This window comes from Streptomyces curacoi (assembly GCF_001513975.1).
Taxonomy (GTDB): domain Bacteria; phylum Actinomycetota; class Actinomycetes; order Streptomycetales; family Streptomycetaceae; genus Streptomyces; species Streptomyces curacoi.
In genome coordinates this window covers 116050-129090 of sequence record NZ_KQ947991.1, presented here as the reverse complement: position 1 = coordinate 129090, position 13041 = coordinate 116050, and the positions used below count along the sequence as shown (strand labels likewise).

Below are 13041 nucleotides of genomic sequence, written 5' to 3'. Positions count from 1 at the left end.
CAAGACCGGCATCAACACGGCCGAGGGCAAGAACCTCGTGGGTGCTTTCCATCCGCCGGCGGGTGTGCTGTGTGACCTGGCGGCGCTGGAGTCGCTCCCGGTCAATGACTACGTGTCGGGTCTGGCGGAGATCATCAAGGCGGGGTTCATCGCGGATCCGCGGATCCTGGAGCTGATCGAGGCCGATCCGCAGGCCGCACGGACTCCGGCGGGTCCGCACACGGCGGAGCTGATCGAGCGGTCCATCCGGGTCAAGGCGGAGGTGGTCTCGGCGGATCTGAAGGAGTCGGGTCTGCGGGAAATCCTCAACTACGGGCACACGCTGGGTCACGCGATCGAGAAGAACGAGCGCTACCAGTGGCGGCACGGTGCCGCGGTCTCGGTGGGCATGCACTTCGCCGCCGAACTCGGCCGTCTCGCCGGGCGGTTGGACGATGCGACGGCCGACCGGCACCGCACGATCCTCGAATCGGTCGGTCTGCCGCTGCACTACCGCTACGACCAGTGGCCCAGGCTGCTGGAGACGATGAAGGTCGACAAGAAGTCCCGTGGTGATCTGCTGCGGTTCATCGTGCTGGACGGTCTGGCCAAGCCGACCGTGCTGGAAGGGCCGGACCCGGCCGTGCTCCTCGCCGCGTACGGCGAAGTCGGCCAGTAAGTCCAGCGAACCGCCCTTCCGTCCGATTCGCCTGTGGCAATGGGCACTTCGGACCGCCTCCGGCCGTTCACCAAACGGTGGCCGGGGGCGGTACCGTTCCGTAGCGAGCGGGGTAAGTGCCCTGCTGCCAGCGCCAATGGCCATGGAAGACGAGACGGAGTGGCACCGGATGCAGCACGCAGTGGGTTCTCCGCTGCCGCCGCCCCACCAGTCGGGGCACGGCTGGTCGCCGGCCGCACAACAACCGGGTTCCCACCACCCGGGCGCGCACCAGGGACCCGCCCAGCATCAAGGACCCGCCCAGCATCAGGGACCCACGCAGCACCAGGGTCCCGCCCCGCACCACGGATCCGCACCCGTGCCGCCGCCGCCCCCCGCACCGGGCTTCGCACCACCTCCCGCACCCGCGCCGCAGCACGTCCCGGCCCCGCCGGCGCCCGAGACCACGGGCCATGTACCGCTGCCGCCCGGCGGCCCCGTCGCCATGCCGAGCAGCGCGCCCGCCGCGGCGGTACCCGACCCGACGGCCACGACCATCGCGGTGCTGCTCATCGGGCCGGCGGGGGCCGGCAAGACGAGCGTCGCCAAGTACTGGGCGGACCACCGCCGGGTCCCCACGGCCCACATCAGCCTCGATGACGTACGCGAATGGGTCCGCTCGGGCTTCGCCGACCCCCAGTCCGGGTGGAACGACAACTCCGAGGCCCAGTACCGCCTCGCCCGCCGCACCTGCGGCTTCGCGGCACGCAACTTCCTGGCCAACGGCATCTCGTGCATCCTCGACGACGCGGTCTTCCCCGACCGCCCGGTGGTCGGCCTCGGCGGTTGGAAGCGCCACGTGGGCCCCGGTCTGCTCCCGGTCGTCCTGCTCCCGGGCCTGGAGATAGTCCTGGAGCGCAACGCCGAACGCACCGGCAACCGCCGCCTCACCGACGAGGAGGTCGCCCGCATCCACGGCCGCATGGCGGGCTGGTACGGCTCGGGCCTCCCGATCATCGACAACTCCCAGCTCGACGTCCCTCAGACGGCCCAGGTCCTGGACGACGTACTGGCCCGCTCGATCGCCAGCCCACCGAAGTGGTAGCCAAGGTGAGTGGACGTCCCTGAGGGGCGCGGGGAACTGCGCGACAAGCCCCCACGAACCCGCAGACGGCAAACAACCTCGCGCGGCACCCCGTCCCCCGAGCGGCACCACCATCAACCCCCACAATCCAGGCACCGCCCACTCAGACGCCCCCAACCGGCGCCAACCCCGCGGAGCTCTTACGCTCGGGTCATGTCAGAGGTGTACGAGGCTCGCCGAGCCCGGTTGAGGGATCGCTGCAACGCCGGCGGCAGCCAAGCCGCGCTGATCTCCCGCCCCGCAAACGTCCGCTACCTCGCGGGCGCCGCCCCGCGGGGCGCTGTGCTGCTCCTCGGCAAGACCGAAGATCTGCTCGTGTGCGTAGGTCCGCCCGACGGCCGCCCCGCCGACGGCCGCCCGGACGAGGCGCTGCGCATCCACACCCTCCCCGGCGCCGGAGGCGACCCCGCCGTGGCCGCGGCCGACCTGGCGGCGGCGCAGGGCGGGGACTCCCTCGCGGTGGAGGAACACCACCTCACCGTGGCCCGGCACAGAGCCATCCGCTCGGTCGTCCCGCGCCTGCGCCTCGCCGATCTCGGCGGAGCCGTGGAGCAGCTCAGAGTCGTCAAGGACGAGGAGGAGATCTCCTGCCTCAGGATCGGGGCAGAGATCGCCGACCAAGCGCTCGGGGAACTGCTCGAATCCATCCTCGTCGGCCGCACCGAACGCCATCTCGGCCTCGAACTCGAACGCCGCCTCGTCGATCACGGTGCCGACGGCCCCGCCTTCCCCACCTCCGTCGCCACCGGCCCGAACTCCGGCAGACGCGGCCACCGGCCCACCGACCGCCGCGTCGAGGAGGGCGACTTCCTCTCCGTCTGCCTGGGGGCCACGTACCGCGGCTACCGGTGCGAGATCGGCCGTACCTTCGTCATCGGTACGTCCCCCGCCGACTGGCAGATCGAGCTGTACGACCTCGTCTTCGCTGCCCAGCGCGCCGGACGGGAGGCCCTGGCGCCCGGCACCGCCTACCGTGATGTGGACCGCGCCGCACGTCAGGTGCTGGACTCCGCCGGGTACCACGAGGGCCTGCCCGCCCTCACCGGCCATGGCGTCGGACTCGAAATCGACGAGGACCCGCAGTTGGCTCCCGCGGCCATGGGTAAACTGGACGCTTGCGTGCCGGTCACCGTCGAACCGGGGGTCCACCTCCCGGGCCGGGGCGGCGTCCGGATCGATGACACGCTCGTCGTCCGCCCCGAGGCGGACGGCGGACCCGAGCTACTCACCATCACGACCAAGGAGCTGCTCGCACTATAGGCAGGTGCGTGCCCCCGGGGTCGTCCACGTCAGTCCAGGAGATTCCGCAACCGTGGCTTCCACGAACGACCTCAAGAACGGCATGGTGCTCAAGCTCGAAGGCGGCCAGCTCTGGTCCGTCGTCGAGTTCCAGCACGTCAAGCCCGGCAAGGGCCCGGCCTTCGTGCGCACCAAGCTCAAGAACGTGCTGTCCGGGAAGGTCGTCGACAAGACCTTCAACGCCGGCGTGAAGGTCGAGACGGCCACCGTCGACAAGCGCGACATGCAGTTCTCCTACATGGACGGCGACTACTTCGTCTTCATGGACATGGAGACCTACGACCAGCTCCACATCGACCGCAAGACGGTCGCCGACGCCGCCAACTTCCTCGTCGAGGGCTTCACGGCCACCGTCGCCCAGCACGAGGGCGAGGTGCTCTTCGTCGAGCTGCCGGCCGCCGTCGAGCTGACCATCGCCGAGACCGAGCCGGGCGTCCAGGGCGACCGCTCCACCGGCGGCACCAAGCCCGCCACGCTGGAGACCGGCCACCAGATCCAGGTCCCGCTCTTCATCACCACCGGTGAGAAGATCAAGGTCGACACCCGTACGAGCGACTACCTCGGCCGGGTGAACAGCTAACCGTGGCTGCCCGCAACACGGCCCGCAAGCGCGCCTTCCAGATCCTCTTCGAGGGCGACCAGCGCGGCGCCGACGTCCTGACCGTCCTCGCGGACTGGATCCGGCTCTCCCGGGGCGACACCCGGCAGCCGCCGGTGAGCGAGTACACGATGCAGCTGGTCGAGGGCTACGCCGAGCGCGCGAGGCGGATCGACGAGCTGATCGCCCAGTACTCCGTCGGCTGGACGCTCGACCGGATGCCGGTCGTGGACCGCAACATCCTGCGCCTCGGCGCCTACGAGCTGATCTGGGTCGACGAGACGCCGGACGCGGTCGTGCTCGACGAGATGGTGCAGCTGGCCAAGGAGTTCTCGACGGACGAGTCGCCCTCGTTCGTCAACGGTCTGCTCGGCCGGCTCAAGGACCTCAAGCCCTCGCTGCGTCGCGAGGAAGCGTAAAGGTTCCGAGATCGCCGGAGGGCCCGCAGCGGGGATGCTGCGGGCCCTCCGGCGTTCTGGTACGCAGGGGCCCCTTCAGGCCCGCAGAACGCCGCCGGGGTGGCCGGAACCGCAAAGTTCCGGCCACCCCGGCGGCACGTTTCTGCTGAGTCGGCGCAAGGGTGGAGCGCTCAGCTCTCCTCGGCGTGGGAGACCGCGCGACGCGCGTCCGCGTCCAGCACGCCCCAGCTGATCAGCTGCTCGGTGAGGACCGAGGGCGACTGGTCATAGATGACGGCGAGTGTGCGCAGGTCGTCCTGGCGGATCGAGAGCACCTTGCCGTTGTAGTCACCGCGCTGCGACTGGATGGTCGCCGCATAGCGCTGCAGGGGACCCGCCTTCTCGGCAGGTACGTGGGCCAGTCGCTCCAGGTCCAGGACCAGCTTCGGCGGCGGCTCGGCGGCGCCGCCCGGGGTGGTGCCCGGCAGCAGCTCCTGCACCGGAACGCCGTAGAAATCCGCCAGCTCGGCGAGGCGCTGCACGATCACGGCACGGTCGCCGCGCTCGTACGAACCGACCACGACGGCCTTCCAGCGTCCCTGGGACTTCTCCTCGACACCGTGGAGGGAAAGGCCCTGCTGGGTGCGGATGGCCCGGAGCTTGGCCCCGAGCTGTTTGGCGTATTCGCTGGACATATGGCTCCCCGGACACTGTGTCGACGCGACTGGCTTGGTTTCCAGGCCGCGCGGCTGGTAACTCACTGTGAGGTTACGCAGCGTTACTCTGGCGCGTCAAGCCGAATGGTCCACACCGACGCTTCCGTGCTATCGGTGGCCGATTAGGCCAACCGGGTGAACGGTGGGGTCTCCTCGACCTGCTACGGTGGATGGCGCAAACCAGACGTCCTTTAAGGTCCGTCCCGTGAGGCGGAGAAGGAGGTCCCTTTCGTATGGACAGGCAGCAGGACACTGAAGCGTCCGATGCCCGGCCCGTTCTCGAAGGCCCTGACATCGCGCGGGTGTTGACCCGCATCGCCCACGAGATCGTCGAACGCGCCAAGGGCGCCGACGACGTGGTGCTCCTCGGCATTCCGACCCGCGGCGTCTTCCTCGCCCAGCGGCTCGCCGCCAAGCTGGAGCAGATCACCGAGCGCAAGATCCCGGTCGGCTCGCTCGACATCACCATGTACCGCGACGACCTGCGCATGCACCCGCCGCGTGCGCTGGCCCGCACCGAGATCCCCGGTGACGGCATCGACGGCCGCCTGGTCGTCCTCGTCGACGACGTCCTCTTCTCCGGCCGCACCATCCGCGCCGCCCTGGACGCCCTGAACGACATCGGCCGTCCGCGCGCGGTCCAGCTCGCGGTCCTCGTCGACCGCGGCCACCGCGAACTGCCCATCCGCGCCGACTACGTCGGCAAGAACCTCCCCACGTCGTTGCGGGAGACGGTCAAGGTCCAGCTCGCCGAGGAGGACGGTCGCGACACCGTACTGCTCGGCGCCAAGCAGACCGCCCAGTAGCGCCCGAGGCGTACGCCGCTGTCGTACGCCCGCTCAGCGCGCCCTCGTGCGCACCCGTCTGCCCCAATTCTCACGAATTAACTGCCTTACGGAGCCTGACAGATGCAGCGTCATCTCATCTCGGCCGCCGACCTCACCCGCGACGACGCCGTCCAGATCCTCGACACCGCCGAGGAGATGGCCCGGGTCGCCGACCGGCCGATCAAGAAGCTGCCGACCCTGCGCGGCCGCACCGTCGTGAACCTCTTCTTCGAGGACTCCACGCGCACCCGTATCTCCTTCGAGGCCGCCGAGAAGCGGCTGTCCGCGGACGTCATCAACTTCTCCGCCAAGGGATCGAGCGTGTCCAAGGGCGAGTCCCTGAAGGACACCGCCCAGACCCTGGAGGCCATGGGCGTCGATGCCGTCGTCATCCGGCACGGCGCCTCCGGAGCCCCGTACCGCCTCGCCAACTCCGGCTGGATCGACGCGGCCGTCATCAACGCCGGTGACGGCACCCACCAGCACCCCACCCAGGCCCTGCTGGACGCCTTCACGATGCGCCGCCGGCTGGTCGGCCGGGACGCCGGGATCGGCCAGGACCTCGCCGGCAAGCGCATCACGATCGTCGGCGACGTCCTGCACAGCCGCGTCGCCCGCTCCAACGTCGACCTGCTGCACACCCTCGGCGCGGAGGTCACCCTCGTCGCCCCGCCGACCCTGGTGCCGGTCGGCGTCGAGACCTGGCCCTGCGAGGTGTCGTACGACCTCGACAGCGCGCTGTCCAAGACCGACGCGGTGATGATGCTGCGCGTGCAGCGCGAGCGCATGAACGCCGCCTTCTTCCCGACCGAGCGCGAGTACTCGCGGCGTTACGGCCTGGACGGCGAGCGCATGGCGAGGATGCCCGAGCACGCCATCGTGATGCACCCCGGCCCGATGGTCCGAGGCATGGAGATCACCGCCGAGGTCGCCGACTCCGAGCGCTGCACCGCCATCGAGCAGGTCGCAAACGGAGTCTCCATCCGGATGGCCGTTCTGTACCTGCTGCTCGGTGGAAACGAGCCCGCCGTCACCCCCACCCGTACCGAGGAGAAGTAAGACAGATGAGCAAGATCCTGATCCGTGGTGCGAAGGTGCTCGGCGGCGAGCCGCAGGACGTCCTGATCGACGGCGAGACCATCGCCGAGGTCGGCACCGGTCTGAGCGCGGAGGGCGCCGAGGTCGTCGAAGCCGGCGGCAAGGTGCTCCTGCCGGGCCTGGTCGACCTGCACACCCACCTGCGCGAGCCCGGCCGCGAGGACTCCGAGACCGTGCTGACCGGCACGCGCGCGGCGGCCGGCGGTGGCTACACCGCCGTGTTCGCCATGGCCAACACCTTCCCGGTCGCCGACACCGCCGGCGTGGTCGAGCAGGTCTACCGGCTCGGCCAGGAGCACGGCTACTGCGATGTGCAGCCCATCGGCGCCGTCACCGTCGGCCTGGAGGGCAGGAAGCTCGCGGAGCTCGGCGCCATGCACGAGTCGGCGGCCGGCGTCACCGTCTTCTCCGACGACGGCAAGTGCGTCGACGACGCCGTGATCATGCGGCGCGCGCTGGAGTACGTGAAGGCCTTCGGCGGCGTCATCGCCCAGCACGCGCAGGAGCCGCGGCTGACCGAGGGCGCCCAGATGAACGAGGGCGTCGTCTCAGCCGAGCTGGGGCTCGGTGGCTGGCCCGCGGTGGCCGAAGAATCGATCATCGCCCGGGATGTCCTGCTCGCCGAGCACGTCGGCTCGCGCGTCCACATCTGCCATCTGTCGACCGCGGGCTCGGTCGAGATCGTCCGCTGGGCCAAGTCCCGGGGCATCGACGTCACCGCCGAGGTCACCCCGCACCACCTGCTCCTCACCGACGAGCTGGTCCGCACGTACAACCCGGTCTACAAGGTGAACCCGCCGCTGCGCACCGAGCGTGACGTGATGGCGCTGCGCGAGGCGCTCGCCGACGGCACGATCGACATCGTCGCCACCGACCACGCCCCGCACCCGCACGAGGACAAGGACTGCGAGTGGGCCGCGGCCGCCATGGGGATGGTGGGCCTGGAGACCGCGTTGTCAGTGGTGCAGGAGACCATGGTGGACACCGGGCTCCTCACCTGGGCCGGGGTCGCCGAGCGCATGTCCTTCAAGCCCGCCGAGATCGGGCAGGCCAAGGACCACGGCCGTCCCGTCTCGGCTGGTGAGCCCGCCAACCTCACGCTCGTCGACACGGAATACCGTGGCTCCGTGGACCCCGCGGGCTTCGCCTCGCGCAGCCGCAACACTCCGTACGAGGGGCGTGAGCTGCCGGGCCGTGTCACCCACACGTGGCTCCGGGGCAAGGCCACGCTCGTCGACGGGAAGCTCACGTGACACCTGCAACACTGCTCGCGACCGGATTCGGTGCCCAGCTCGCGGCCGAACAGAAGTCGGCCGAAGTGACCGACTGGGCCGCCCGCATCGGCTGGGTCGTCGGCCTCGCCCTCTTCGTCGCGCTCGTCTACTGGCTGATGCGCGAGGGCTGGAAATGGCGCGGCACCCTCCAGGGCGACCTGCCCGAGCTGCCCAGCGCGCCGGACGACCCCGGCCCGGCGAGACTGAGCATGAGCGGCCGCTACCACGGCTCCACCACCGCAGGTCAGTGGCTGGACCGCATCGTGGCGCACGGCCTCGGCACCCGCAGCCGGGTCGAGCTCACCCTGACGGACGCGGGCCTTGACGTCGTACGCCCCGGCGCGACCGACTTCTTCGTCCCGGCCGCACAGTTGCGCGAGGCCCGGCTCGACAAGGGCATCGCCGGCAAGGTCCTGACCGAGGGAGGCCTGCTCGTGGTGACCTGGGCGCACGGCGACAGGCTGATCGACTCGGGGTTCCGCTCGGACCACGCGGCGGAGCACAACGAGTGGGTCGACGTCATTAACTCCATGATCAACACCAACAGCACGGAAGGCGCCGAACGATGACGACCTCCAACCAGGGGACCGCCTCGCAGAGGCACAAGGCGGCTCCCGCCGTACTCGTCCTGGAGGACGGCCGGATCTTCCGCGGCCGTGCCTACGGGGCCGTGGGGGTGACCTTCGGCGAGGCCGTGTTCTCCACCGGCATGACCGGCTACCAGGAGACCCTCACCGACCCGTCGTACCACCGCCAGGTCGTCGTGATGACGGCCCCGCACGTCGGCAACACCGGCGTCAACGACGAGGATCCCGAGTCCAAGCAGATCTGGGTCGCCGGCTACGTCGTGCGCGACCCCGCGCGCGTGCCGTCCAACTGGCGCGCCAGGCGCTCGCTGGACGAGGAACTGCGCCACCAGGGCGTCGTCGGGATCTCCGGCATCGACACGCGCGCGCTGACCCGCCATCTGCGCGAGCGCGGCGCCATGCGCGTCGGCATCTTCTCCGGCAACGCGCTGCCCGACGAGGGCACCATGCTCGCCGAGGTGCGCCAGGCCCCCGAGATGAAGGGCGCCGACCTCTCCGCCGAGGTCGCCACCAAGGAGCCGTACGTCGTCCCCGCGATCGGCGAGAAGAAGTTCACCGTCGCCGCCGTCGACCTCGGCATCAAGGGCATGACCCCGCACCGCATGGCCGAGCGCGGCATCGAGGTGCACGTGCTGCCGGCCACGGCGAGCGTCGAGGACGTCTACGCGGTCAACCCGGACGGCGTGTTCTTCTCCAACGGCCCCGGCGACCCGGCCACCGCCGACCACCCGGTCTCCGTCATGCAGGCGGTCCTGGAGCGCGGCACCCCGCTCTTCGGCATCTGCTTCGGCAACCAGATCCTGGGGCGCGCGCTCGGCTTCGGCACCTACAAGCTGAAGTACGGCCACCGCGGCATCAACCAGCCGGTGCAGGACCGTACGACCGGCAAGGTCGAGGTCACCGCGCACAACCACGGCTTCGCCGTGGACGCCCCGACCGACAAGGTCTCCGACACCCCCTACGGCCGCGCCGAGGTCTCCCACGTCTGCCTCAACGACAACGTGGTGGAGGGCCTCCAGCTCCTCGACAAGCCGGCTTTCAGCGTCCAGTACCACCCCGAAGCAGCCGCGGGTCCGCACGACGCCGCCTACCTGTTCGACCGCTTCGTATCCCTGATGGAGGGCCAGCGTGCCTAAGCGCACCGATATCCAGTCCGTCCTGGTCATCGGCTCCGGCCCGATCGTCATCGGCCAGGCCGCCGAGTTCGACTACTCCGGCACGCAGGCGTGCCGGGTCCTGAAGGCCGAGGGCCTGCGGGTCATCCTCGTGAACTCCAACCCGGCGACGATCATGACCGACCCGGAGATCGCCGACGCCACCTACGTCGAGCCGATCACCCCCGAGTTCGTCGAGAAGATCATCGCCAAGGAGCGCCCGGACGCGCTCCTGCCCACCCTGGGCGGCCAGACGGCGCTCAACACCGCCATCTCGCTGCACGAGAACGGCGTCCTGGAGAAGTACGGCGTCGAGCTGATCGGCGCCAACGTCGAGGCGATCCACAAGGGCGAGGACCGCGACCTGTTCAAGGAGGTCGTGGAGGAGGTCCGCAAGAAGATCGGGCACGGCGAGTCCGCCCGGTCCGTGATCTGCCACTCCATGGACGACGTCCTCGGGGGCGTCGAGACGCTCGGCGGCTACCCGGTCGTCGTGCGCCCCTCCTTCACCATGGGCGGCGCCGGCTCCGGCTTCGCCCACGACGAGGAGGAGCTGCGCCGCATCGCCGGCCAGGGCCTCACGCTCTCCCCGACCACCGAGGTGCTCCTGGAGGAGTCCATCCTCGGCTGGAAGGAGTACGAGCTGGAGCTGATGCGCGACAAGAACGACAACGTCGTGGTCGTCTGCTCCATCGAGAACTTCGACCCCATGGGCGTGCACACCGGTGACTCGATCACCGTCGCGCCCGCGATGACGCTCACCGACCGCGAGTACCAGGTGCTGCGCGACGTCGGCATCGCGATCATCCGCGAGGTCGGCGTCGACACCGGCGGCTGCAACATCCAGTTCGCGGTCAACCCCGAGGACGGCCGGGTCATCGTCATCGAGATGAACCCGCGCGTCTCCCGCTCCTCGGCGCTCGCCTCCAAGGCGACCGGCTTCCCGATCGCCAAGATCGCCGCCAAGCTCGCCGTCGGCTACACCCTCGACGAGATCCCGAACGACATCACGCAGGAGACCCCGGCCTCCTTCGAGCCGACCCTCGACTACGTGGTCGTCAAGGCCCCGCGCTTCGCCTTCGAGAAGTTCCCGTCCGCCGACTCGACTCTCACCACCACCATGAAGTCGGTCGGCGAGGCCATGGCGATCGGCCGCAACTTCACCGAGGCCTTCCAGAAGGCGCTGCGCTCGCTGGAGAAGAAGGGCAGCCAGTTCACCTTCGTCGGCGACCCCGGCGACAAGGAGGAGCTGCTGCGCCAGGCCGTACGGCCCACCGACGGCCGTATCAACGCGGTCATGCAGGCCATCCGCGCGGGTGCCACGCCGGAGGAGGTCTTCGAGTACACGAAGATCGACCCCTGGTTCGTCGACCAGCTCTTCCTCATCAAGGAGATCGCCGACGAGCTCGCCGAGGCGCCGGAACTGACCTCCGACCTGCTCGCCGAGGCCAAGCGGCACGGCTTCTCCGACCAGCAGATCGGCGAGATCCGCGGGCTGCGCGAGGACGTCGTGCGCGAGGTGCGGCACGCGCTCGGCATCCGTCCGGTTTACAAGACGGTCGACACCTGCGCCGCCGAGTTCGCGGCCAAGACGCCGTACTTCTACTCCTCCTACGACGAGGAGACCGAGGTCGCGCAGCGTGAGAAGCCCGCGGTGATCATCCTGGGCTCCGGCCCCAACCGCATCGGCCAGGGCATCGAGTTCGACTACTCCTGTGTCCACGCCTCCTTCGCGCTGAGCGACGCCGGGTTCGAGACCGTGATGGTCAACTGCAACCCGGAGACCGTCTCCACGGACTACGACACCTCCGACCGCCTGTACTTCGAGCCGCTGACGCTCGAAGACGTGCTGGAGATCGTCCACGCGGAGGCGCAGGCCGGCCCGATCGCCGGTGTGGTGGTCCAGCTCGGTGGTCAGACGCCGCTGGGTCTGGCGCAGGCGCTGAAGGACAACGGCGTGCGGATCGTCGGCACCTCCCCGGAGGCCATCCACGCCGCAGAGGACCGCGGCGCCTTCGGCCAGGTCCTCAAGGAGGCCGGCCTCCCGGCCCCCAAGCACGGCACCGCCACCACCTTCGCCGAGGCCAAGGCCATCGCCGACGAGATCGGCTACCCGGTCCTGGTGCGGCCGTCGTACGTGCTCGGCGGACGCGGCATGGAGATCGTGTACGACGAGGCGCGCCTGGAGTCGTACATCGCCGAGTCGACCGAGATCAGCCCCTCGCGGCCGGTCCTCGTCGACCGGTTCCTCGACGACGCGATCGAAATCGACGTCGACGCCCTCTACGACGGCGAGGAGCTCTACCTCGGCGGCGTCATGGAGCACATCGAGGAGGCCGGCATCCACTCCGGCGACTCGGCGTGCGCGCTGCCGCCGATCACGCTGGGCGGCTTCGACATCAAGCGCCTGCGGGCCTCCACGGAGGCCATCGCGCGCGGTGTCGGGGTGCGCGGCCTGATCAACATCCAGTTCGCGATGGCGGGCGACATCCTGTACGTCCTGGAGGCCAACCCGCGCGCGTCCCGTACGGTCCCCTTCACCTCGAAGGCGACCGCGGTGCCGCTGGCGAAGGCCGCCGCCCGGATCTCGCTGGGCGCGACCATCGCCGAACTGCGGGCGGAGGGGCTGCTTCCGGCCCACGGCGACGGTGGTGAACTCCCGCTCGACGCGCCGATCTCCGTCAAGGAGGCCGTCATGCCGTGGTCGCGCTTCCGCGACATCCACGGCCGCGGCGTTGACACCGTCCTCGGCCCGGAGATGCGTTCCACCGGCGAGGTCATGGGCATCGACAACGTCTTCGGCACGGCGTACGCCAAGTCGCAGGCGGGCGCCTACGGCCCGCTGCCCACCAAGGGCCGCGCCTTCATCTCGGTCGCCAACCGCGACAAGCGCTCGATGATCTTCCCGGCGCGTGAACTGGTCGCCCACGGCTTCGAGTTGCTCGCCACGTCCGGCACGGCCGAGGTGCTCAAGCGCAACGGCATCAACGCCACGGTCGTGCGCAAGCAGTCCGAGGGCACCGGCCCGAACGGCGAGAAGACCATCGTCCAGCTCATCCACGACGGCGAGGTCGACCTCATCGTCAACACCCCGTACGGCACCGGAGGCCGCCTCGACGGCTACGACATCCGTACGGCGGCCGTGGCGCGGTCGGTGCCCTGCCTGACGACCGTGCAGGCGCTCGCCGCCGCCGTCCAGGGCATCGACGCCCTCAACCACGGTGACGTGGGCGTCCGTTCGCTCCAGGAACACGCGGAACACCTGACCGCGGCCCGCGACTAGCAGCCGACGAGGGGGACACCGGAAAC

General features: G+C 69.9%; 12 protein-coding genes. 11 read left to right on the top strand and 1 reads right to left on the bottom strand.

Annotation, left to right across the window (positions count from 1 at the left end; translation table 11 throughout):
• From AQI70_RS26445 to nusB, 5 genes are all read left to right on the top strand, one after another.
• A partial coding sequence (locus AQI70_RS26445; protein WP_063801619.1) for a 3-dehydroquinate synthase family protein occupies positions 1–658 on the top strand: 658 nt, incomplete at its 5' end.
• A gap of 169 nt (positions 659–827) precedes the next feature.
• Complete coding sequence (locus AQI70_RS26440; protein ID WP_079051511.1) at positions 828–1742, top strand: Pro-rich N-terminal domain-containing protein; 915 nt, start codon at positions 828–830, stop codon at positions 1740–1742.
• A gap of 192 nt (positions 1743–1934) precedes the next feature.
• Complete coding sequence (locus AQI70_RS26435; RefSeq protein ID WP_062154348.1) at positions 1935–3041, top strand: aminopeptidase P family protein; 1107 nt, start codon at positions 1935–1937, stop codon at positions 3039–3041.
• Between the two features lie 52 nt (positions 3042–3093).
• Positions 3094–3660, top strand: coding sequence for an elongation factor P (efp, locus tag AQI70_RS26430; protein WP_004002689.1), 567 nt, complete (start codon positions 3094–3096; stop codon positions 3658–3660).
• Positions 3661–3662: 2 nt separating this feature from the next.
• Positions 3663–4097 carry a transcription antitermination factor NusB gene (gene nusB, locus AQI70_RS26425; protein WP_062154346.1) on the top strand — a complete coding sequence of 145 codons (435 nt, stop codon included), beginning with the start codon at positions 3663–3665 and terminating at the stop codon, positions 4095–4097.
• Positions 4098–4267: 170 nt separating this feature from the next.
• Here nusB and bldD read toward each other — a convergent pair whose 3' ends face one another.
• Positions 4268–4771: a transcriptional regulator BldD gene (bldD, locus tag AQI70_RS26420; protein WP_062154343.1), complete on the bottom strand. Its 504-nt coding sequence runs from the start codon at positions 4769–4771 to the stop codon at positions 4268–4270.
• A gap of 254 nt (positions 4772–5025) precedes the next feature.
• Here bldD and pyrR point away from each other — a divergent pair, with 254 nt between their 5' ends.
• From pyrR to carB, 6 genes are all read left to right on the top strand, one after another.
• Entirely contained in the window at positions 5026–5598 is a 573-nt protein-coding gene (pyrR, locus tag AQI70_RS26415) for a bifunctional pyr operon transcriptional regulator/uracil phosphoribosyltransferase PyrR (RefSeq protein ID WP_062154342.1), read from the top strand.
• A 102-nt stretch (positions 5599–5700) separates the two neighbouring features.
• Positions 5701–6678, top strand: a complete 978-nt coding sequence (locus AQI70_RS26410) for an aspartate carbamoyltransferase catalytic subunit (RefSeq protein ID WP_062154339.1) — start codon at positions 5701–5703, stop codon at positions 6676–6678.
• 5 nt (positions 6679–6683) lie between these two features.
• Positions 6684–7970 carry a dihydroorotase gene (locus tag AQI70_RS26405; protein WP_062154337.1) on the top strand — a complete coding sequence of 429 codons (1287 nt, stop codon included), beginning with the start codon at positions 6684–6686 and terminating at the stop codon, positions 7968–7970.
• Positions 7967–8560: a PH-like domain-containing protein gene (locus AQI70_RS26400; RefSeq protein ID WP_208607448.1), complete on the top strand. Its 594-nt coding sequence runs from the start codon at positions 7967–7969 to the stop codon at positions 8558–8560. Before AQI70_RS26405 ends, AQI70_RS26400 begins: the two co-directional genes overlap by 4 nt.
• The gene (gene carA / locus AQI70_RS26395; RefSeq protein ID WP_062154335.1) at positions 8557–9714 is read left to right on the top strand and encodes a glutamine-hydrolyzing carbamoyl-phosphate synthase small subunit; all 1158 of its coding nucleotides are present in this window, start codon (positions 8557–8559) and stop codon (positions 9712–9714) included. The genes AQI70_RS26400 and carA overlap by 4 nt, the downstream gene beginning before the upstream one ends.
• Positions 9707–13015 carry a carbamoyl-phosphate synthase large subunit gene (carB, locus tag AQI70_RS26390; RefSeq protein ID WP_062154333.1) on the top strand — a complete coding sequence of 1103 codons (3309 nt, stop codon included), beginning with the start codon at positions 9707–9709 and terminating at the stop codon, positions 13013–13015. Before carA ends, carB begins: the two co-directional genes overlap by 8 nt.
• Positions 13016–13041: the final 26 nt, after the last annotated feature.